The sequence below is a fragment of the Vibrio sp. DNB22_10_4 genome (genome assembly GCF_052879755.1).
The window spans coordinates 38,500-61,196 of the sequence record NZ_JBNNXW010000012.1 but is presented as its reverse complement, the minus strand read 5'-3'; the positions used below and the strand labels follow the sequence as shown (position 1 = coordinate 61,196).

Sequence of the window (22,697 nt, the reverse complement as noted above, 5' to 3'; positions counted from 1 at the left end):
CCCGATAATCAGACGTGGTAGCAATGAGCTACGCCGACAGTAATGAAAAGCGATATGCAATCAGAAACTCAAAAATACAATAATGCTGCCGACGAAATCGATCTTGGTAAGCTGTTCAACCTATTGCTAGAGGCAAAATGGCTGATTATCACGGTCACATTTGTGTTTGCATTGATGGGCGTGGTGTATGCGCTGCTGTCTACGCCCATTTATAAAGCGGATGCGCTTATTCAGGTTGAAAGCAAAAATTCTGGGGTATCTAGCCTGATTAATGAAGGCTTGGGTGAGATGTTCACTCAGGAATCATCGGCAACCACGGAAATCGAGATCATCAAGTCTCGCATGGTGTTAGGTGAAACGGTTGATAAGCTTAACCTGACTACGATTGCCGCCCCAAAATCGTTACCCGTCATTGGTAAAGGGTTAAATCGATTATTGGGTGAGCAGAATAGTATTAATGTAGCGCGATTTGAAATGCCAGATTACCTGACTGGCGTTGGAGCCGTAACTCTGCAGTTCTCAAATCAAGACACTGGCGAATATCAACTCATCGACAGTAACGGCAAAGCAGTGTTAACAGGTTTTGTCGGTGAATTGGCCGAGCGTGGTGACTGGCGACTGTTTGTTCGTGATATTGATGCACAAACCGGCGATGAATTTGTATTGGCACAACGCTCCCGTTTGGATGCCATTCAGTGGCTGCAACAAACCCTTTCTATTATAGAGCGAAGCAAGCAAACAGGGATCTTGCAGCTTGCCTTTGAAGGAGAAAGCAAACAGCAGATACAGGCCATTCTTGATGACATTAGCATGAACTACTTTATGCAAAATGTTGCTCGCCAATCGGCGGAAGCTGAAAAAAGCCTGACTTTCTTGCAAAAAAACCTACCGCAAATTAAAGCGTCGCTGAACCAATCGGAAGACCGATTAAACCATTTTAGGCAGCAAAATGAATCGGTGGATTTAGGGTTAGAGGCGCAGTCTGCACTTAAAGTGGTCGTGGATCTTGAAGCGCAGCTCAATGAGCTCACTTTTAAAGAAAGCGATATTAGTCAGCGCTTTACCAAAGACCACCCATCGTATAAGTCATTACTCGATAAGCGCGACACCCTACTTCAAGAGCGCGAACGCCTAAATAGACAAATACAGAAACTACCAAAAACGCAGCGTGAAGTATTACGAATGACGCGCGACGTGGAAGTAAACCAACAGATCTACATTCAGTTACTGAACAAAGTTCAAGAGCTGAACATCATGAAAGCTAGCGCGGTAGGTAATGTCCGTATTCTCGATACAGCCCAGGTTTACGCACACCCAATCAAACCCAAAAAATCACTGATTGTAGTGTTGGCAACGCTGTTGGGCGGCATGCTCAGTGTTGCGGTTGTGCTGGTGAAAGCAGCTTTCCATCAGGGCGTTACCAGCCCGGATGAAATTGAAGCGATTGGCGTTCCGGTTTACACCAGCGTACCAAAATCTGAAATGCAAGTAAGCTTCGCGACTGCAACAAAAAAGGGCGCGCTTAGTCGCCGTAAGAAGAATGAAAACACCGGCTTGCTTGCTAAGGTCAACCCGGCAGACTTATCCATTGAAGCGCTTCGCGGCCTTCGAACCAGTTTGCACTTTGCCATGCTAGAAGCGAAAAACAATATTGTAATGATTTCAGGCCCAGCCCCGGGTGTAGGTAAGTCGTTCATTGCCACTAACTTTGCAGCGGTTGCAGCCGGTGCCGGACAGAAAGTGTTACTGATTGATGCGGATATGCGCAAGGGTTACTTGCAGCGCAGCTTTGGCCTTAAATGGGATAACGGTTTGTCGGATCTACTTGCCGATAAAAACACCAAAGAACAAGTCGTTAAAGCCAGTGGCATCGATGGGCTAGATGTGATTACTCGCGGTATGGTGCCCCCCAACCCGTCTGAGCTATTGATGCACCAAAGATTTAGAGACCTTCTAGATTGGGCGAGTACCCAGTATGACTTGGTGTTAGTCGATACCCCGCCAGTACTGGCGGTAACAGACCCAAGCATTGTTGGCGCACAAGCAGGCACCACATTAATGGTGACACGCTTTGGACAAAATAGCGTCAAAGAAATAGAAATCGCCAATGATAGATTCAAAAAAGCGGGTATCGAGGTTAAAGGTGTGATCCTCAATGCGATTGAGAAAAAAGCCTCAAACAGTTATGGCTACTATCAATACGCGTATGACAATCGCTCGTAGACAAAGAAAACCGTCAAACTATGACTCGAATCTATAAAGCTTTATAAAGCACGATAACTCCCTTGCTCAGTGATACTGAATATGGATAATAAAGCGCTGTACCATACCTTGAGATGTGTTATGCAACATGTTTTCAGCGTGGTGTGGCGTTACAATTAGTCACAGGAGTGACACGGACGAAGGCTTAAACGTCTGTAAAGTTAATGTATAGTCGACAAGACTCATGCACAGAGTAAAGCTGGCAAATGCGCAATGTGGTTGACGCACTACCAACGGGCGGTAGCGTGCCACAATATAAAAAGGAAAAGTGCACCAATAGAAAGCACTCAAAATGGAAGGTTAGGTTGTCTGCGCAGCTGCGGCTACGGTATTACCCATCATACGAACGCGATAGAAGTCAGGGCTTGCGGTTTAAGCCTGTTTTTCGGCTACTCGTATGAATCTAAGCGTTTACCCCGCGTAATCCTCCCTTCATTATCCATCTTATTCCTCGCATTTGCCCTAAGCAATTAATCCGTTAATCGGGAATACCCGAGCTTGGGGAATATCACCTTGAATAAAAGAACCAAATTAACCTTGGTAGCTGCTTTGTTGGGTTCGAGCCTTTGTGCTCACTCTGCATTTGCCAATTTGTATGCCGGGGCGGCTTTCACCTACGCTGGCGCCGAATATCAACATTCAGAACAAGCCTCTTCTGCCGATGCATCACCTTTGATAATACAAGCGCAGCTTGGCTACTTTTTTAATGATTATTTTGCCGTAGAAGGGCGCTATGGCACCTCAATCCAGCGCTCCGGCGGATTGAATGTCGATAGCCTAGCGTCGGCATTACTCAAAGGTAATGTGCCTGTTACAGACCAGCTTTCGATGTACGGCTTACTTGGCTATTCCTCTGTGACGATCGACCAGCAAAATGTGGGATCAGGGACTCATGGCGGCGCAAGCTTTGGCCTTGGTATGCACTACGCGCTAAGTAGTGATACCGCATTAACATTTGAATTTCTTAATAACCTAAACAGCGACAACGCACGCCTTAATGGATTGACGTTAGGCTTTCAATATCGCTTTTAGTAGAGCGTAAATCGTGAACTTTCCGCTCTCAGGTTTAGCGCTCTATTGAGCTGAAGCTAAGGGTTAATGTAAGAGAATTTATTAATGAATAGTATCCCAACCATTTTGAGCTCAAGCCTTTCAATGAAGGTGAAAAAATGGCTGCGCAGTGGCCTGTGTGCTGCAAGTATGATTAGCATGGTGGCGTTTTCGGGCACTGCGAGCGCACAAACCCCAACGCCACAGCAAATTGAGATGTTTAAACAGTTGCCAGCAAGTCAGCAGCAGGCACTAGCCGCGCAATATGGTATCCCATTGCCAAGCAGCGGCGGTGTGACTGAAGGCTATCAAAACCCTCAGGTGATGAATGAACGCCCGCCACAGCCAGTTGATGCTGAGCAGCCAAAAGCGCCGAAAACAACAGAAAACCAGCAAGACGAGTTGACTCGATTTGGTATTGAGTTATTTGCCTCTTCCCCATCGACCTTCGCACCGATCAGCGATGTGCCAGTCCCAGCCGAATACCAAGTAGGGCCTGGAGACGAAATCGTGGTGCAACTGTTTGGTAAAGAAAACCAAACCCACCGCCTACGTGTTAACCGTGAAGGTGTGATTAACTTCCCGACCTTGGGGCCGGTGCAAGTGGGCGGCATGAGCTTCTCGAACGTGCGTGAATCATTGCAGCAGCGAGTGCGTGAACAAATGATTGGCGTTCGTAGTGATGTGACCATGGGCGAGCTACGAAGCATGCAGATTTTTGTAATGGGTGATGCGTTTAAACCTGGTGCTTATACGGTAAGTGGCCTAACGACTATCTCGCAAGCCATATACTACAGCGGTGGCTTTAGTGACAGTGGTGCGCTGCGTGACATTCAGCTAAAGCGCAATGGCAAGTTGGTTCGTCGCCTAGATATGTACGACCTATTGCTAAAAGGCGATACTCGTAACGATGTACGCTTAATGCCGGGTGATGTGGTATTTATTGGCCCAGTTAAGCAAACCATTGAAATTGACGGCGAAGTAAACCGCCCGGCGATTTATGAAATTAAGCCTGGCGAGAGCTATGCGCACATTGTGAAAATGGCGGCGGGTCTGACCGCTAACGCCTATGCAGCTCAGGTACAAGTAAAGCGCTCTGCTAAAAATGGCATTCGAGAAGTGCTGACTTTGGCGCTCAATAGTAACGCTGGCCTAAACACCAAAGCGAAAAACGGCGATAAAATCACGGTAGGTAAACGAAGTGATGAGTTGACCAACTACGTGCAGGTAGAAGGGGACGTGCAGCACCCTGGCTACTACCAGTGGCGCAGCGGTACCAAGCTTTCACACCTATTCTCTGGCGTGGATACGGCGTTTAACTCAACGGCTGATGTGCACTACGCATTGGTGGTTCGAGAGATCAACCCACAACGTGACATTAAAGTGTTTCAAGTCGATTTGGCCAACGCCATTATGTCACCAAGTAGCAAGGACAACCTGCTACTTAGCTCACGTGATAGAGTCCTGGTGTTCAACCGTTTTAACCTAGAAGAGTTAGAGGCGCTTTCGCAATCCGTAAATGAAGCGGCGACAGCGAAAACATTTGAGCAAGCTCAGCAGCAATCGTTTGAACAAGAACTCAAAGATCAGCAAAACCATAACGCTGCACTTGAACGTGTCGACAATCAACAGATTCAGTTGATATATCAAGGGCAAGAGGTTGACCAAGAGCAGATTGACCGAGTTAAGCAATCTACTCGTCAAGCGTTGCTTGCACCAATCCTTATGCAGCTTCACCAACAAGCCGTATACGGTCACCCCCCTCTGATTGCTGAAGTGGGCGGCGAAGTTAAACACCCAGGCAGTTACCCAATTGCTAGCAATACCACGGTAAAAGATCTTGTCGAAGCCGCTGGCGGCCTGACGCCAGATGCTTTCATCATGAATGCTGAATTGTCACGTAACACGTTTGATAACGCAGCGCAGCGCTCGGTGCTGGATATTTCACGCATCAACCTTGGTAACGCACTACTAGGTGATGTCGCAGAAAACGCGAAAGTAGGCCCGCGCGATAGGCTGAACGTGTTAGAGCAGCCAAACGCCAACCTACGACGCACCGTGACACTGCAAGGTGAAGTTCGCTTCCCTGGTACTTACAGCGTACGCCAAGGCGAAACCATGCATGAGCTGATTGAGCGAGCTGGCGGTTTAACCGGTTTTGCTCACCCACAAGGTGCCATCTTTACGCGTGAAGCGCTTCGCCTACAAGAAGAGAAGCAGCTAAACCAATACGCGGCAGACATTCGTAAAGAAACCGCGAAAAAGACCTTCCGTGTAGATAACAACCTTGGCTCCACCATTACTGACCCAGACAAAACCTTGTCATTTGTGGAGGAAGCCAGCAAAAGCAAAGCGCTTGGCCGCATGGTAGTGCAACTTGATCAAATCACTCAAGGCAATGAGTCGGCAGACTTTATGCTGGAAGATGGCGACTTCTTGTTTGTCCCTACCTTCCGTAACTCCATCTCGATTATGGGTGAAGTGCAAGTCTCGATTACCTACTTGCTAGACAATAAGCTGGATGTAAAAGACTACCTAAACAAAGCCGGCGGTATTAAAAAGCAAGCGGATGAAGACCGTATCTTTGTTGTCCGAGCAGACGGCTCTGTTTACAAACCAAACTCAGGTTACTGGTTTGGCAATAAGAACGAGCAACTAAAACCGGGTGATACCATAGTGGTGCCAATTGATACCGATTACCGTGATGCATTGAGTACTTGGACTGCAACAACGCAGATCTTGTACCAAATTGGTGTCGCATTTAACGCGATCAATAAGTAACCGGATAGGGATGAAGACGTCATGACTCAGAATAACTATCCGAATCAACTGCCACCGCAGTTTGCTCAGCACGATGATGAAATTGATCTAAAAGAGCTGTTTCTAGCACTTTGGAAAGGAAAATGGATCATTGTTGCCACTACGTTTGTGTTTGCAGTAGGCGCAGTGCTATTTGCCATAAGCCAACCGAACACGTACAAAGCAGACACGCTCTTAGCCCCAGCAGAAAACTCGGGGCAAGGCGGGCTCGCTAAAATGGCCGGGCAACTTGGTGGCTTAGCCGCGCTTGCTGGGGTGAATCTAGGTGGCGGTGAAAGCAGCCAGACCGACCTTGCGGTGCAGGTAATGAAATCACGCCAATTTGTTGACCACTTTATTCAAAAGCACGATTTGTTAGTGCCAATTATGGCGGCGAAAGAGTGGGATGCGAATAGCAATACGCTGGTTTTAAATGAAGAGGCTTATGACCCAGCGACAGGTAAATGGTTACGTGAGCCTAAAGGTCTGCGTGGCGCAGAGCCAAGCTCGCAAGAAGCGTATGATGTCTTCATTAAAGAGATGTTCAGTGTAAGCCAAGATAAAGAGAGCGGCTTATACACGGTGAGTATTGAGCACTTTTCACCGTACCTTGCCCAGCAGTGGACGACTTGGTTAGTACAAGATATTAACAAAGTGATGCGCGAGCGTGTGATTGCTGAGAGCACTCAAAACTTGGACTATTTAGCAGAGCAGCTAAACAAAACATCGGTCGCAGAGATGCAAAGCGCGTTTTATCAAATTATTGAAGAGCAAACCAAGAGCTTAATGCTGGCGGAAGTGCAGGAAGAGTTTATCTTCAAAGTAGTTGACCCTGCTGTGGTACCTGAGCTTAAAACTGGACCCAAACGTGCGCTTATTTGTGTGCTGGGTACCCTGCTTGGTGGGATGTTAGGTGTCGCTATTGTTTTGGTTCGCTTTGCTTTTAGAAAGGAAGAGGTTGAAGATCAAGAGTCTTAAGGCACTTTCAACTCCTGCCCTTTTGAACAACCGAGGGTTTGGTAATCTTGACCTGACCTGACCTGACCTGACCTGACCTGACCTGACCTTGGTCGTTATCCTCATTTTCCGCGTCATCCTCACGAAAGTGAGGATCTCCCAAAGCGAGCGACTAACAAAAAAAAGGGAATCTGTAGGGGCGAGCTAGAGAAATTATTTAATTCAAGGCACTACAATGAGATAGGCCAAATTGACTGTCTCAAAATGAACAAATAGTATCTCAGTAGTTAAACATAACAGAGACCAAATTCTGCAAAAAAACAGAAACAAAAAATTCAATTTGCGCAAACCCATCTCGTTTACGCACCAATCAACATTTCAAAGTAGGCTTAACTCAGTGAAAATCCTAGTCACCGGAGGCGCAGGTTTTATCGGCTCAGCAGTCGTGCGCCACATCATAGAGAACACAACGGACAATGTTGTTAACGTGGATTGTTTGACCTATGCAGGCAATCTAGAGTCTTTAGCAACTGTTGAATCAAACGAATGTTACGTATTCGAACAGGTAAATATTTGCGATCGTCAAGAGCTAGACCGCGTTTTCACAGAGCACAAGCCTGATGCAGTAATGCACCTTGCAGCGGAAAGCCACGTAGACCGTTCGATTACTGGCTCAGCAGCCTTCATTGAAACGAATGTAGTAGGTACTTACACCCTACTAGAGGCAACGCGAGCATATTGGAATACGTTGGATTCCAATGCGAAACAAGCTTTTCGATTCCACCATATTTCAACAGATGAAGTGTATGGCGACCTACCGCATCCCGATGAGGTTAGCGAAAATGCAGAGCTTCCGATGTTTTTGGAAACGACACCGTACGCGCCTTCAAGTCCGTACTCGGCGTCCAAAGCGTCAAGTGATCACCTCGTTCGCGCTTGGCTTCGTACATATGGCTTACCCACTATTGTTACCAACTGTTCTAATAACTATGGGCCATACCACTTTCCGGAGAAGTTGATTCCTTTGGTTATCCTGAATGCGTTAGAAGGCAAAAATTTACCAATCTACGGTAAAGGGGATCAGATCCGTGATTGGCTGTTTGTCGAAGACCACGCTCGCGCACTCTACAAAGTTGTGACCGAAGGTAAAGTGGGTGAAACCTATAACATTGGCGGTCACAACGAAAAGAAAAACATCGAAGTGGTTTACACCATTTGCAACATTTTGGATACGTTGGTGCCGAAGGCGACACCTTATGCCGAACAAATCACGTACGTGCAAGATCGTCCAGGTCATGATCGCCGCTATGCGATAGACTCAAGCAAAATGCAATGTGAGCTTAGTTGGACACCAGAAGAGACGTTTGAAACGGGCCTACGCAAAACGGTTGAGTGGTATCTAGGCAATTCAACTTGGTGTCAGAACGTACAAAATGGCAGTTATCAACGAGAGCGCCTAGGCGTTGTGGCAGGAGTAGAAAAATAATGAAAGGGATTGTTCTAGCAGGTGGTTCAGGTACTCGCCTTTACCCATTAACTCGTGGAACCTCAAAACAGCTGCTTCCTGTTTATGACAAACCGATGATCTATTATCCAATATCGACGTTGATGTTAGCGGGTATTCGAGATATTTTAATCATCACAACACCAGAAGATAACGAGAGCTTTAAACGATTACTCGGTGATGGTTCTGACTTCGGCATTAACCTTGAATATGCGATTCAGCCAACACCAGACGGCTTAGCTCAAGCATTCATTATTGGTGAAGAATTCATCGGTGATGACTCGGTATGCTTGGTTCTAGGTGATAACATTTTTTGGGGTGATTCATTACCATCTAAGTTAAAAGCATCGGTTCGCCGTGCAGAACAAGACGAGATGGCATCTGTTTTTGGATATAGAGTGAAAGATCCTGAGAGATTTGGAGTAGTTGAATTTGATCAGGGTATGAAAGCACTGTCCATAGAAGAAAAGCCAACAAAGGCAAAGTCGAGTTTTGCGGTTACTGGCTTATACTTTTATGATAATCGGGTTGTAGAATTTGCAAAAAATGTGAAGCCATCTTTGAGGGGGGAGCTGGAAATCACATCAATAAATCAGATGTATCTTGAACATGGCTCTTTAAATGTAGAATTACTAGGCCGTGGGTTTGCATGGCTCGATACTGGTACATTTGATAGCTTATTAGAAGCAGGACAGTTTGTTGCTACGATAGAGCATAGACAAGGCTATAAAATAGCGTGCTTAGAAGAGATAGCTTTGAATCACGGATGGTTGACTAACGAGTCGGTAGCCATAAGTGCGAAAAAAATGGCTAAAAATTCGTATGGTCAATATTTAGCGTCTTTGTCAGGTATATATTAATAATGACCAATGTATTACATATAGCTCCTCTTGAAAAATTCATACCTCCATTTATTGATTTCATTCGTAAAGAATTTCCAAATAGTGGTCAAAAGGTTATTACTTATGGTGATATCGAAAAGTATAAGTATGAATTGGGCGAAGACTCAGTCCACCTGGACAGGAAAGGAAATAAAATAGCTAGGTTTTTTAGTAGGTACGCTAGGATCTTAGGCGAGATGAATCGCAGCGATAAGATCATTCTGCACGGGTTGTTTGATAACTATCTAGTATTTGTGCTTTTCTTAAACCCTTGGCTATTGAACAAGTGTTATTGGATTATCTGGGGCGGAGATCTCTATAAATTCAATAGAGAATTATACCTAAATACTAAGTTCTTTAAGTTAAAAGAGTTTTTTAGGAAAAGTGTCATTAGTAGGCTAGGATATCTCGTAACCTACTTAAGTGGTGATGTCGAAATAGCTAGAAAAGTATATGGTGCCAAAGGTGAACATATAGAGTGTATTATGTACTTAAGTAATGTTTTTACAGAAAAATATGCAAACAAAGAGTTTGATTGTGATTCTGGCGACATAAAAATATTACTTGGAAACTCCGCAGACCCAACTAACAATCATTTAGACGCACTAAAAAAGTTACTGCCTATAAAGAATGAGAACATCAAGATTATTATTCCTTTATCCTATGGCAATAAAGACAATGCTGACATTGTGATGCAATGTGCACAAGATATGTTTGGGGATAAAGTGAGGTTTCTTGTGGATTTTATGCCTTACAGTGATTACCTGAATTTACTAGAGACTATAGACGTTGCAATATTTAACCATGATAGACAACAAGCGATGGGTAATACAATTTCTTTAGTTGGCATGGGAAAGAAAGTGTATATTAAAAAAGGGACTTCACAGTGGGAACTATTCAAAACACTAGCTGTGTCAGTTTTTAATATTGAAGATATTGTGGACTTGGATAATTTGTCAAGCAATATCAATCTTATTGATAGAAATCAAGAAATAGTGAGAAATTACTTTTCTAAGAAGAATCTTAAAGAGCAATTAAGCAAGATTATTTTAATTAAAGAATAACTAAAATATGGCCTACTTATCAGATAGAGAACTAGCCTCGATGGGTTTTAAAAGTCTAGGGGTTGGTGTAAAAATAAGCGATAAAGCAAGTGTGTACAACCCAGAACTTATCGAGATTGGCGACTACTCCAGAATCGACGATTTTTGCGTAATCTCGGGAAAATTAAATATAGGCAGGAATGTACATATCACACCACAATGTTTAGTAGCAGGCGGTGAAAAAGGCATTGAAATTGGCGATTTTGTTGCGTTAGCATATCAATGTAAAGTATTCAGCCAATCTGATGATTACACCGGTGAGTCCATGACCAATTCAACAGTTCCTAAAAAATATAAGAATGAAATAATTGAAAGAATAGTGATTGGGAAACATTCCATTATCGGGGCTGGTAGTTCAATTTTGCCGGGAGTGAGCCTAGCTGAAGGTACGTCCATAGGGGCAAATAGTTTAGTTAACAAATCAACGAAGCCTTGGTCAATTTATATTGGTGTGCCTGTTAAATTTCTTAAGAAAAGAAGTAAGAAACTACTAGCATTTGAAAAAGATTACATGAGAGAGTTAAATAATGATTCCGTTTAATGTTCCGCCAGTCACCGGAGATGAAAGTAAGTATATCGGCGATGTTCTTCAGTCTAAAAAACTAAGTGGAGATGGCAGGCTTTCTCGGCAATGTGAAAATTGGTTTGAAAGAGAGTTTAAAGCAAAAAAAACGTTATTAATGCCATCTTGTACAGCAGCGCTAGAGCTTGCGGCTATTTTGATAGGTATTCAACCCGGTGATGAGGTGATTGTTCCTAGCTATACTTTTGTAAGTACAGCTAATGCATTTGTTCTTAGGGGAGCCCAGATTGTTTTTGTTGATATTCGTTCAGACACTATGAATATCGATGAAGATAAAATTGAAGCAGCAATAACCGCAAAGACTAAAGTGATTGTTCCAGTTCACTATGCGGGTGTAGCTTGTGAAATGGATAAGATAATGGAAATTGCTGAGCGTTATAGCCTTTTTGTTATCGAAGATGCGGCTCAAGGTGTAATGTCTACTTATAAAGGCAAAGCTCTAGGTACAATTGGGCACCTTGGAGCCTATAGTTTTCATGAAACAAAAAACTACACCAGCGGTGGCGAAGGTGGTTTACTCCTTATAAATGATGAGAACTTCATAGAAAGAGCGGAAGTAATTCGAGAGAAGGGCACAAACAGAAGTCAATTCTTCCGAGGGATGGTTGATAAGTACTCATGGGTAGATATCGGAAGTAGTTACCTTCCATCTGAGCTTCAATCGGCTTACCTTTGGGCACAACTTGAAAACGCCGAAAAGATTAATGACTCTAGGTTACTTGCATGGGGTAAGTATAAACAGGCATTCAGTGCGTTGGCTGAAAAAGGCGTGGTTGACTTACCTATCGTGCCAGAAGCTTGTGTTCACAATGCTCATATGTTTTATCTTAAAGTTGCAAATCTAGATGAAAGGACCCGTTTGCTTGATTTCATGAAAGAAAATGGCGTTTTAGCTGTATTTCATTATGTACCACTTCACTCTTCAATAGCGGGCAAGCGGTTTGGTTGTATGAATGGCAGTGATGACTTTACGACTCAAGAAAGTGAGCGCCTTATAAGGCTTCCTCTGTGGTTTGGGATCGAAGACAATGAGATCAATCAAGTAACCAAAGCCGTGTTAGATTTCTATTCATGAGAGTAAAGTCGATCTTGATGTTTGCGATAGGTCCAGTAGCCAGTGCGCTGCTTGGCCTTGTGACGCTGCCACTGATCACATGGTTTTTTAGCCAAGAAGATGTTGGCAAAATATCCATGCTTCATGTTGTGGTCAGCTTTACAACGATGATGTTCTGTTTGGGTTTAGATCAAAGCTATGTAAGGGAATACCACGAATTCGATAACAAAGCTCGATTGTTTCGTACCGCTTGGTTACCAGGCTCTCTAGCTTTAACTTTAGTGTTGTCCATAGTCCTACTACTATCAAATACTGGGCTCTCACGCTGGCTTTTTGAAGTTGACTCATTTGCACTGTCACTTGCAACAGGCGTGATGATGCTCGCAGCCTTCTCGTCAAGGTTCCTTTCTTTGATCCTGCGAATGAATGAGCGCGGCTTTGCTTATTCGTTAAGCCAAATATTACCCAAAATAATGGTTCTTTCAGTAATTGCAATATACGTGTTAACAGAAACTGAAAAAACATTTAGTCGCTTGCTTTACGCTAATGTGATGGGGGGTGTAACCATATTGTTAGTGTTAGCCTGGAATACTAAAGATACGCTAAAGCAAGCTTTATTAGAAAAGATAGACTTCGAACGTCTCAAGGAGATGCTCTCCTTTGGACTGCCTCTGGTGTTTGGTGCGGCCGCTTACTGGGGTCTTACCGCAACAGATAAAATCATGTTGCGCTCACTGTCCACTTATGAAGAGCTAGGTCTTTATTCTGTTGCCATTAGCTTTTCTGGTGTAGCCACCATTCTGCAATCAGTATTCTCTACCATCTGGGCACCAACGGTATACAAATGGGCAAGCAAAGGCGAAAATCTAGAAAAGCTTCAAGATGTGACTAATTACATGCTTTTTGCTATTGCCATTCTATTTTCGTTGGCAGGTATGTTTTCATGGTTGGTAACCTTTGTTCTACCAGAGCAATATGCAGAAGTACAATGGCTGCTTGTAGCTTGCATGGGTGCTCCCTTACTTTACACATTATCAGAAACAACAGTAGTAGGTATTGGTATATCGCGAAAATCCAGTTTTTCAATGTTGGCGTCGGTACTAGCGTTCTTGGTAAACCTATTAGGTAACTATCTATTGGTGCCAGAGTTAGGAGCAAAAGGGGCGACTATAAGTACCTGTTTAGCGTTTTATTTGTTTTTTATACTCAGGACAGAATTTTCATCCCTCTTGTGGAGGCCAATAAAAAGAACAAAGGCTTATATAACCACGTTCTTCTTTGTGGCTTCTTCCGTAGTAATGGCTCTGTTAGGTAATTCGGCGAATTTTCATTTTGCTTTGTATTGGCTCGTGGTTTTGATATTGATATCTTTTTTATCAAAAGCTCAGATGGCATCTGCCTACCAATTTCTTATCAAGAAGCTCAATAGTTAAATCGGCTTTGATGCGGAATGGAAGCAAGAGTAGCTTTAGTGAGTCGTGATTTGTCGGTTTTGGGTGATATTGAACATGAATGGCCTGAGTTAAAAGCGATGGGTATAGTGGCTTCAATTCGACAAGAATCGGCAGTAGCACCAGAGTAAGATGTAAGTATTCGATACTACATATGCTCAAAAGAATTAGGAGCTCAAACGTTACTTGAAGCGATTCGTTCTCACTGGGATGTAGAGGTCATGCACTGGTCGCTTGATACCGCATTTTGTGAGGACAATTCGCGTATTTGAGCGGACGATCGGGCAGAGGCTTTTGCAAGGATAAGACAGATGTGTTTGAACCTATTAAAGAACGAAACCACCTTTAAAGGTGGTATTAAACGTAAGCTCATGAACTGCGCAATGGACGAAAACTACCTGAGTAAGGTTCTTGAAAGCCTTACGTGAAGGTGATGTTTATGCGGTTTTCGTGCTATTTAAACAGTAAGCTGAGCAGCTTTGGTTATTGATCGTAGAGCGAGTCAAATCTGATAATTATGAAGTCTATCCTTATTACAAGTAATGCGTATTTTCCCAATATAGGCGGCATTGAGAACTCTCTTCGCTACTTGGCCGAGGCGTACCGCGATAAAGGGTATCGTGTCGATGTGGTGGTAAGTAATGTCAATACCGTTAGTGACGAAGTGTTGGTGGGGTACGAGTGTCTAGATGGTGTCCACGTGCATCGTTATTCGACCACCCATACACTGCCCGCCTGGCTTCGTCCGTTTTCTGGTTTGTACTCATTACGTGCACTTTTCAAAACACTACAACAAGTTGGTAAAGAGCATGCTCCCGATCTGACCGTCAGCCGTTTCCATACAACGACTTGGCTAGCCAAATTAGCTGGGCTTAAAAATGTGGTGTATCTGCTCCCTGGTGTGGTTAAGTATCAAAACCACCCAAATCGTCTCTCGAGCGAGGCTGGTGTCGCAAAAGCCAAGCAGTATTTGAGGTATTACTATCATGTTTGGTTACAAAATCGCGCGCTAAGCTGCGCCGATAAGTTGTTTGTCTTTAGTCAAAATATGCAAGAGCAAGTAAGAACCGTCACTAAATCAGCAAGACAGATTCACATGACTAAACCGGGTGTTGACCACGCTCGCTTCTCGCCCTTAGAGCCTCAATCGAAAGTGGTATTGCGTGATCAGCTAGGGCTGCCGCAATCAGAGCACATTTTCTTGTGTATTGGCCGATTTGTCGCTGCCAAAGGGTTTATGCTGGCATTAAATGCCCTCAAGCAGACGCAGGGAGCACACTTGGTGATGGTAGGTGGCGGAGAAGAGGCGTCGACGTATCATCGGTTTGTAGCCCAGCATGCGTTGCAGGCTCGGGTGACATTTGCCGGGCTGCAGCAGGATCCGACGCCGTATTATCAAGCTTCGGATAGCTTTATTATGTCGTCAACTTATGAGCCGTTGGGGCAAACTATTTTAGAGGCCATGTCGACAGCCCTGCCTATTGTGGCCTTTGAACCGAGCGAACAAGTGATCACCGCGACTAAAGAGCTACTGGGCAACCAAGAAGCTGTGTTCGTAACTGAGTTAGCTGCCACATCATTAGCAAAGTCAATACAGGGCTTGGTAGACTCTCCAGAGCAGGCCAAAACTTTAGGGCTACGCTCGCGGGATATTGCTGTCTCTCGATTCTCATGGCGAGCGCTTGCCGATAGGTTAGAGCATGGAGAGTAGTATACCAGCACGCACCCATGGGCGTTTTTCGCTAACCTACATTAACACCTTTTTTTGGTTTAATGTGCTGATTTTGCCGTTGTTCGACAATATGTCCGGCGCGTTGTTTAAGTTGAATATTATCAGCGATGGTAGTATAGGCTCCCCCTCTCAGCTTGGCCGACTAATCGCTACGATGATAGTTATTTTTTTGATTGCCAGGTTTTGCTCAAACCGTAGTCAAAAAGTAGCGTTTTGTGTGTTCTTATATTTCACTTTTGTTGAATGGGCGTCTGCGTTGTTGCACTGGGAGCTCAGGTCTTTTTTGTATGGCGTGGTTACCGCATCTAAAATAATTTATGTCAGTTTTTGTTTGATACTGTTTTGTGATTTGGCTAGTAAAGGCAAGCTAACACTTGGCTGCTTTGAACGCTGGATAGTGATTTATGGCACAATTGTGAGTGTGTTGGTTTTGCTGGCTTATATCTCTGGTTTTCATATCGCAAATTACTCAAAAGGCATCGCAACTCGAGGTTTGTTTGTATCGGGCAACGGCCTAGGTGTTGTCATGGGCAGTTGTGCCCTTGTGCTTATTCACCGCGCGAAATCTTTTGGCCCCAAAACATTGGTACATATGTTTCTATTGCTGTTCACAACCGCGCTTATTGGTACTAAAGGTGGGTTGATCTTCTTTTTAACCGGCTTATTGTATCTGAGTTTCAAAGGCGCAGCTCGATACCCAATTTTCTCAGCGATTGTCGCGTGTATCGCCGCCTACTATTTGGTTGCTCCCGCGTTAGAGATTTTAGGGTCGGTGTTTGAAAACATCATATTTAAGTTTAATAACATCGATAATAAGTGGGTTTTGCTCGCCAGTAGCCGAGATCAATTTATTCTGGATGCATTTCAAGCGGTCACCTGGTTCGATTGGTATTCAGTCCGATTTTTAACCGGAGCTGGTGCGTATTTTGGCTACTTGGATCCGCTCGCCAATGTGCTGACGATCCGTAAGCTACTAGAAAATGATTTGTTCGAGTTATTTTTTTGCTATGGGATCCTTGCGACGGTGGCGTATGTCGCGCTCTATTTTTATGCCATTGTGAGAGCGTTTTGTTATAAACGTTTTTTCTATATTGTTTTATTCTCACTGATTTTCTTACACTCCATCACTGCGGGGCACGTGGTATTCAATGGTACATCGTCCATTATGCTTGCCTTGGTGTTTGCGGCGATAGTCAGTCAGAATAGGCCACGACAAGACAAAAGGAACATGGTTCAACATGAACACGATCACAGTGGTCATTCCACTCTACAATAAACAGCATTATATTAGGCGCGCGCTGGATTCTGTATTGGCACAAACCGAAAGTGCCGATGAAATTATTGTTGTCAACGACGGCTCTAGCGATCAAAGTGCGGAGCTGGTGCGCGCGCATTACCCTCATGTGACGGTTATCGACCAAGACAATCAAGGTGTCTCGGTGGCTAGGAACACAGGGATACAAGCGGCGTCTTCTAACTATATTGCTTTTCTTGATGCTGATGACTATTGGTTGCCTAGTTTTTTAAGCAACGTCCGACAGCTGCAAACGACTTTCCCTGACGGTGGGATGTATTTTACTCATTATGCTTTTTGTAGTGAGCAAGGAGCAACCGCTGCAGCGATGCGTCATGTGCCATCTAAGCCTGGGTTGCTGGAAAATTTGTTTGCGGCCTGTTGCCATGCGGATTTACCTATTACCGCCTCGTCGGTTTGTATTAAAAGGTCGCTGCTTGCTGATATCGGTGGGTTTCCGGTTGGGATGGCAATGGGGGAAGATCAGGTAGTGTGGGCAAAAGCGGCCTGCCTGTCGCCGGTGTATTTTCACCCAGAACTCAGTGCTCACTATGATTTGGGGGTGAGTGACAGTGCCTGCAGTACACATAAAGTGTTGCAGCCAGCGCCTCAGTTAGCGGTGTATCAGTCCATGCTGGATGACGGTCAAGTACCTAGTCGCTTGATCTCAAGTCTTAAATATCTAATGCACTTGACAGTGCTTAGTTGCGCCAAAAACAATTTACTCCATGGTGATAAGCAGCAAGCTCGTCGATTGTTGCTATCTCATCCGTATGTGCAGTGGGATAGGTTTCGCCTGTTCGGCTTGTTCGGACTGGTTATCCCGAGAGGTGTCATCTCTTTGTTTGCTGGTTTTATTCGTCGGTTTCGTTAGTTAAAGTAAGATTATGTCCAAGATTTTATGTGAAAAAGTGATCGATGCGCCCTGCATTTATCAAAGGTTCGAGCAACATTTGACGCATGACAGGCCAGAAGCCGTGTCGACGGAGTTGGTGAGTTTTGTGAATCCATACTCCTATATGGTACTGAAGAAGCACAAAGAAGCGCATACTCAAGTCGATCATTATTATAGTGATGCTCTCGTATCGAGCGCGCTACTGTCGCTGCTTGGTAGAAAGAAGGTGCCCCGTATCAGTTTTGATTATGGTTCATTTGCGAAACACTTTTTAAAAGCGACAAGCGAAGCGGCTACGCCAGTGTATTTTATTGGAGCGAAGCCACAAGAGATAGAAGGTACCGTGGCCTCTTTTCGTGAGGCTTATCCTAAGCTGAACATCGTTGGCTACCGACATGGTTACTTTGACTCTGAGAGTGACAAGCTTGCTGTCATCGATAGCATCATAGCTTCGGGCGCGGAGTTTGTTGTGTGTGGGATGGGCACGCCCTATCAAGAGAGCTTTGGCGCTTTGCTTAAGTCAAGAACCAGTAAGATTAAGCAAGTGTATACCTGTGGCGGATTTTTGCACCAATCTGCCAATCACGTTCAATATTACCCAGACTGGGTCAATAAACTTCAATTACGCGCCTTGTACCGAATTATCAATGAACAGCATGTGCTAAAGCGGGTACTGGTTCAATATCCACAGTTTGTTTTCTGTGTTTTTTATGATTACTTTCGCGGATAGTATATGACAAAGCCTAGCGGGTTTCGCCACGACATCAGTGCCTTACGCGCTATAGCCGTGGTTATGGTAGTGCTCTATCACTTCAATATTGAGCCTTTCAGCTCTGGCTATATTGGTGTAGATATATTCTTCGTGATCTCTGGGTATTTGATGACGTCCATCATTGCCAAGGGTATCGCCGATCAGCGATTCAGTTTTGTTCACTTTTTTATCTCGCGAACCAAAAGGATTGTGCCAGCCTTACTCGTTTTGTGTGGGGCACTCCTTGTGTATGGCTGGTTCTTTTTGCTGCCTATTGATTTTAGGCAGTTGGCGAAACACCTTGTCTCCGCACAGTTGTTTTTATCAAACGTTATTTTTGCCATGGAGTCGGGTTACTTTGATGTTGCATCAACCCAAAAGCTCTTGCTGCACACATGGTCACTCTCTGCTGAGTGGCAGTTTTACATTATTTATCCTTTCCTGCTGGTTGCCGCTCACAAACTGATCACCGCCCGCCATGTGGTGTGGCTATTAGCTACAATCTTTGTTGGCTCGTTTAGTTTGATGCTTGCATGGGGCACCTCTACACACGTTTACTTTTCACTCTTTTGTAGAGCCTGGGAAATGTTGCTCGGTGGAATGGTATTCTATTTACCTCAATTAACGTGGTCAGCAGTGGTTAAACGCTGGTTGGCAAGGCTACTGTTTTTCGTGGTTATACTGAGTGGGGTGCTGATTGGCTACTCAGCGTTATGGCCAACGCCTATAGCATTAATTCCCGTATGCGCTGTAGCGGCGATCCTATGGTTAAACCAATCACTGGCGACGTTTCAACTCAAACCAATAAACTGGTTAGGGGAAGTCTCTTACTCGCTCTACCTATGGCACTGGCCAATAGCGGTAGTGCTCATCTATCAAAACACTGAACCGAGTGCGTTCAATGCGATTGTCGCGCTTGTGTTGTCGTTATTATTAGCTTGGCTTTCTTACCGGTTTGTTGAAACACCTGCGCGAGGGCTACAAATCAACAAGCGAAGCCTTATTATGTCGACAGGGGTGTTTGGTGGACTTGGCGTATTGGCGTTGTCTGTTTTTCTGACCAATGGCTATCCTGTACAACTTCGATTGCCTCCGGAGGTTGCGAAAGCTGATTTGGAGCAACTAAATCGGGAACCAAGAAAAAATAAGTGCTTAGCACTGAGCGGTGCACATTCTCAACGTTGTATCTATGGTGAAAATTCATCAATAGCGCTCATTTTATTTGGTGACAGTCATGCCAGTGCTTTGGTAAGCGCTGTACGTGATGCTGTGAAGCCCTATGGTTCTGTGCTTTTTATTGCAAAAGCGGGCTGCCCCAGCCTGATTGAGGGGGACATTCGCAAACCAGATGGTGGAGAGTGTCGTGAGTTTGTGAATAAGCAGTTGCAAGCTATAGAAGCCGACTATCCTCAAGTTCCAGTAATGGTAGTCAGTCGTTGGCCTTACTATTATTTAGGTAGCGTTAAGCCCGTCGCACAAGAGTCACCTACTCTGCCAAGCGATTTGACCGAGCGGTTTTTAGATTCATTTGCTAGAACGTGGTGTCCCGTTGCTAATCAGAGAAAGGTATTTGCACTTACGCCTGTCCCCGAGTTTGAAAGCAGCGTTCCTAAAGCCGTTGCTCATTCTTTGTGGGAAAATAGACCGTTGCCGACATTAGCTAAAGAGCGTGTCGTTCAGCGTTCAGGTTGGGTAGCTGAGGGGTTGAATGAATCGGCGCAACAATGCGGTATTCAGGTTGTCGATATAACTCAAGCGCTCTGTAATGATACTACGTGTGATATTTGGCTAGATAGTCGCCCGCTTTATTACGATGATAACCATTTGAGTGAGTGGGGAGGGCAATACTTAGTGCCGTATCTCGAGCAGAGCCTAACGAAAGATAGACAGTTTAGATAAGTCGTTGCGTTCTCGGGTAGCCTTTCTATCTTTGAAAGAAAGAAAATACAAAAAATACAGGACACCGATGTATTTGAAAGGTTTCTTCAGTAGAGAATATTGTGTCTTTGACAATTGAGTCCTTAAACTACGCCAATAGAGTACAAAGAAATGTGCGATTTCACTGGTTGCCTATTTTTCAATAAATAACATAGCTTTACTAAGTAAAATGTCTCCTTTCAATTTAGGTGTGCGACATTATTTTGAGATGCAGCCGTCTCAATTTTTAAGCGAAACTCTCTTTTCAAATTATATTCCTTAACAATTTGGATAATTCATTAATGAAAATTACCATTGCGGGGACAGGCTACGTTGGCCTGTCTAATGCGATGCTTCTTGCTCAGCACTGTGAAGTGGTGGCGCTGGATGTGATCGCAGAAAAAGTTGAGATGCTCAACAATAAACAGTCACCGATAGTGGATGCAGAAATAGAAGCATTTTTAGCAGAAAAAACGCTGAATTTTACTGCCACGCTCGATAAAGCACAGGCATACGATCATGCGGATTATGTGATCATCGCGACACCAACGGATTACGATCCTGAAACGAACTATTTCAACACCAAGTCCGTAGAGTCAGTGATTGCTGATGTACTTGAGTTGAACCCAGCTGCGACGATGATTATCAAATCGACAGTGCCTGTCGGCTTTACTCAATCAGTACGTGAAAAGTTTGATACGCAGAACATCATTTTCTCTCCAGAGTTTTTGCGCGAAGGTACGGCGCTTTTCGATAATCTTCACCCATCTCGTATTATTGTCGGTGAGCGTAGTGAACGAGCAGAAGTGTTCGCTAACCTATTGGTGCAAGGCGCAGAGAAAGAAAATATCGACGTACTGTTTACGGATTCAACAGAAGCCGAAGCCATTAAGTTGTTTTCAAACACCTACCTTGCTATGCGTGTTGCATACTTTAATGAGTTGGATACCTATGCAGAGTCACACGGCTTAGATAGCCGTCAAATTATAGAAGGCGTCGGGTTAGATCCTCGTATTGGTGGTCATTACAATAATCCATCGTTTGGTTATGGTGGCTACTGCCTACCTAAGGACACCAAGCAATTGCTTGCCAATTACCAAGAAGTGCCGAATAACCTTATTCGCGCCATCGTGGATGCGAATACAACCCGTAAAGATTTCATTGCTGATAGCGTGTTGAAACGTAACCCTAAAACCGTCGGTATTTATCGTCTAATCATGAAGTCTGGTTCAGATAACTTCCGAGCGTCAAGCATTCAGGGCATTATGAAGCGTCTTAAAGCGAAGGGTATTGAAGTGGTGGTCTATGAACCCGTACTTAAAGAGTCGGAATTCTTTCATTCAGAAGTGTTGACGGATTTGGATGAGTTTAAATCCCGCTCGGATGTGATTGTCTCTAATCGAATGGACAAGGCGCTTCTTGACGTTGAAAGCAAAGTTTATACCCGTGATTTGTTTAACGGTGATAAGTAACACGGTCATTGGCTGCGGCTGTAGTATCAAATTACAAAATTTAACGTATTAATGGAAGAGCGGCGGCGTATTACTCCGTTGCTCTTTTTGTATGAATCAAAGGTCAATGAATAAGACCTATTTAGAATTATGGACAACGTCTTTTATGATTAAGCATTGCTTATTCCCTGCCGCAGGCTACGGCACTCGCTTTCTTCCTGCGACCAAATCCATGCCCAAGGAAATGATGCCAGTGGTTAACAAGCCACTGATTGAATATGGAGTGGAAGAAGCCATACAGGCGGGTATGAATCACATGGCTATTGTCACCGGGCGTGGTAAACACACGTTAATGGATCACTTCGACAAAAACTACGAGCTGGAACATCAAATCAGCGGCAGTTCCAAAGAGTCACTATTAACCGATATTCGTACCTTAATTGATTCCGCATCCTATACCTATATCCGCCAAAGAGAGATGAAAGGTCTAGGGCATGCAATTTTGACTGGTAAAGAATTGGTTGGCGACAACCCGTTTGCTGTCGTCCTGGCTGATGACCTGTGCGTAAACGAAGAAGACGGCGTATTGGCGCAGATGGTAAAACTCTACAATAAGTTTCGATGCACCATTGTTGCCGTACAAGAGGTGCCAGAATCAGAAACACACAAGTATGGCGTGATTGCTGGCGAACAACTAAAAGATGATTTGTTCCGTGTGGATAACATGGTGGAAAAACCTGAGGCCGGAACAGCGCCAAGCAATCTAGCCATTATTGGCCGCTATATTTTAACGCCAGATATCTTTGAGCATATTGAGAACACAGAGCCAGGCAAAGGCGGTGAAATTCAAATTACTGATGCTCTACTTAAACAGGCCAAGCAAGGCTGTGTGATGGCTTACAAGTTCAAAGGTAAGCGATTCGATTGTGGCAGTGTTGAAGGGTATATGGACGCAATTAACTATTGCTACAACAACGTTTATTTAAAGCCAAAAGAATATAGAAGAATATAGG

General features: G+C 44.3%; 17 protein-coding genes and 1 pseudogene. All 18 read left to right on the top strand.

What is annotated here, in order from left to right:
• Nucleotides 1-54: 54 nt before the first annotated feature.
• Nucleotides 55-2,223: a polysaccharide biosynthesis tyrosine autokinase gene (locus tag ACVA6Q_RS20140; RefSeq protein WP_446648722.1), complete on the top strand. Its 2,169-nt coding sequence runs from the start codon at nucleotides 55-57 to the stop codon at nucleotides 2,221-2,223.
• A 552-nt stretch (nucleotides 2,224-2,775) separates the two neighbouring features.
• Complete coding sequence (locus ACVA6Q_RS20135; protein ID WP_446648721.1) at nucleotides 2,776-3,294, top strand: porin family protein; 519 nt, start codon at nucleotides 2,776-2,778, stop codon at nucleotides 3,292-3,294.
• A 168-nt stretch (nucleotides 3,295-3,462) separates the two neighbouring features.
• Nucleotides 3,463-6,093 carry an SLBB domain-containing protein gene (locus ACVA6Q_RS20130; protein WP_446648759.1) on the top strand — a complete coding sequence of 877 codons (2,631 nt, stop codon included), beginning with the start codon at nucleotides 3,463-3,465 and terminating at the stop codon, nucleotides 6,091-6,093.
• Nucleotides 6,094-6,114: 21 nt separating this feature from the next.
• A complete protein-coding gene (locus tag ACVA6Q_RS20125; RefSeq protein WP_446648720.1) occupies nucleotides 6,115-7,089 on the top strand; it encodes a Wzz/FepE/Etk N-terminal domain-containing protein in 975 nt (324 codons plus the stop codon).
• Nucleotides 7,090-7,465: 376 nt separating this feature from the next.
• Nucleotides 7,466-8,554: a dTDP-glucose 4,6-dehydratase gene (rfbB, locus tag ACVA6Q_RS20120; RefSeq protein ID WP_446648719.1), complete on the top strand. Its 1,089-nt coding sequence runs from the start codon at nucleotides 7,466-7,468 to the stop codon at nucleotides 8,552-8,554.
• Nucleotides 8,554-9,432: a glucose-1-phosphate thymidylyltransferase RfbA gene (rfbA, locus tag ACVA6Q_RS20115; protein WP_446648718.1), complete on the top strand. Its 879-nt coding sequence runs from the start codon at nucleotides 8,554-8,556 to the stop codon at nucleotides 9,430-9,432. The genes rfbB and rfbA overlap by 1 nt, the downstream gene beginning before the upstream one ends.
• A gap of 2 nt (nucleotides 9,433-9,434) precedes the next feature.
• Nucleotides 9,435-10,517, top strand: a complete 1,083-nt coding sequence (locus ACVA6Q_RS20110; RefSeq protein ID WP_446648717.1) for a TDP-N-acetylfucosamine:lipid II N-acetylfucosaminyltransferase — start codon at nucleotides 9,435-9,437, stop codon at nucleotides 10,515-10,517.
• A 7-nt stretch (nucleotides 10,518-10,524) separates the two neighbouring features.
• The gene (locus ACVA6Q_RS20105; protein WP_446648716.1) at nucleotides 10,525-11,097 is read left to right on the top strand and encodes an acyltransferase; all 573 of its coding nucleotides are present in this window, start codon (nucleotides 10,525-10,527) and stop codon (nucleotides 11,095-11,097) included.
• Nucleotides 11,084-12,214 (top strand): dTDP-4-amino-4,6-dideoxygalactose transaminase, encoded by a 1,131-nt coding sequence (gene rffA, locus ACVA6Q_RS20100; protein ID WP_446648715.1) that lies wholly within the window; start codon nucleotides 11,084-11,086, stop codon nucleotides 12,212-12,214. Before ACVA6Q_RS20105 ends, rffA begins: the two co-directional genes overlap by 14 nt.
• Nucleotides 12,215-12,231: 17 nt before the next feature.
• Nucleotides 12,232-13,626, top strand: a complete 1,395-nt coding sequence (locus ACVA6Q_RS20095) for an oligosaccharide flippase family protein (protein ID WP_446648714.1) — start codon at nucleotides 12,232-12,234, stop codon at nucleotides 13,624-13,626.
• A 17-nt stretch (nucleotides 13,627-13,643) separates the two neighbouring features.
• Nucleotides 13,644-14,072: pseudogene (locus ACVA6Q_RS20090) on the top strand (ISAs1 family transposase); the annotation flags it as partial.
• Between the two features lie 89 nt (nucleotides 14,073-14,161).
• Nucleotides 14,162-15,355: a glycosyltransferase family 4 protein gene (locus ACVA6Q_RS20085; protein ID WP_446648713.1), complete on the top strand. Its 1,194-nt coding sequence runs from the start codon at nucleotides 14,162-14,164 to the stop codon at nucleotides 15,353-15,355.
• A gap of 370 nt (nucleotides 15,356-15,725) precedes the next feature.
• On the top strand, nucleotides 15,726-16,652 hold the full coding sequence (locus ACVA6Q_RS20080; RefSeq protein ID WP_446648712.1) for a hypothetical protein: 927 nt from the start codon (nucleotides 15,726-15,728) through the stop codon (nucleotides 16,650-16,652).
• A complete protein-coding gene (locus ACVA6Q_RS20075; protein ID WP_446648711.1) occupies nucleotides 16,615-17,544 on the top strand; it encodes a glycosyltransferase family 2 protein in 930 nt (309 codons plus the stop codon). The genes ACVA6Q_RS20080 and ACVA6Q_RS20075 overlap by 38 nt, the downstream gene beginning before the upstream one ends.
• A gap of 13 nt (nucleotides 17,545-17,557) precedes the next feature.
• Nucleotides 17,558-18,295 carry a WecB/TagA/CpsF family glycosyltransferase gene (locus tag ACVA6Q_RS20070; protein WP_446648710.1) on the top strand — a complete coding sequence of 246 codons (738 nt, stop codon included), beginning with the start codon at nucleotides 17,558-17,560 and terminating at the stop codon, nucleotides 18,293-18,295.
• A gap of 3 nt (nucleotides 18,296-18,298) precedes the next feature.
• Nucleotides 18,299-20,215, top strand: a complete 1,917-nt coding sequence (locus tag ACVA6Q_RS20065; RefSeq protein WP_446648709.1) for an acyltransferase family protein — start codon at nucleotides 18,299-18,301, stop codon at nucleotides 20,213-20,215.
• Between the two features lie 320 nt (nucleotides 20,216-20,535).
• Entirely contained in the window at nucleotides 20,536-21,705 is a 1,170-nt protein-coding gene (locus tag ACVA6Q_RS20060; RefSeq protein WP_446648708.1) for a nucleotide sugar dehydrogenase, read from the top strand.
• Nucleotides 21,706-21,850: 145 nt separating this feature from the next.
• On the top strand, nucleotides 21,851-22,696 hold the full coding sequence (gene galU, locus ACVA6Q_RS20055; protein WP_446648707.1) for a UTP--glucose-1-phosphate uridylyltransferase GalU: 846 nt from the start codon (nucleotides 21,851-21,853) through the stop codon (nucleotides 22,694-22,696).
• The last annotated feature ends 1 nt before the right edge of the window (nucleotide 22,697 follow it).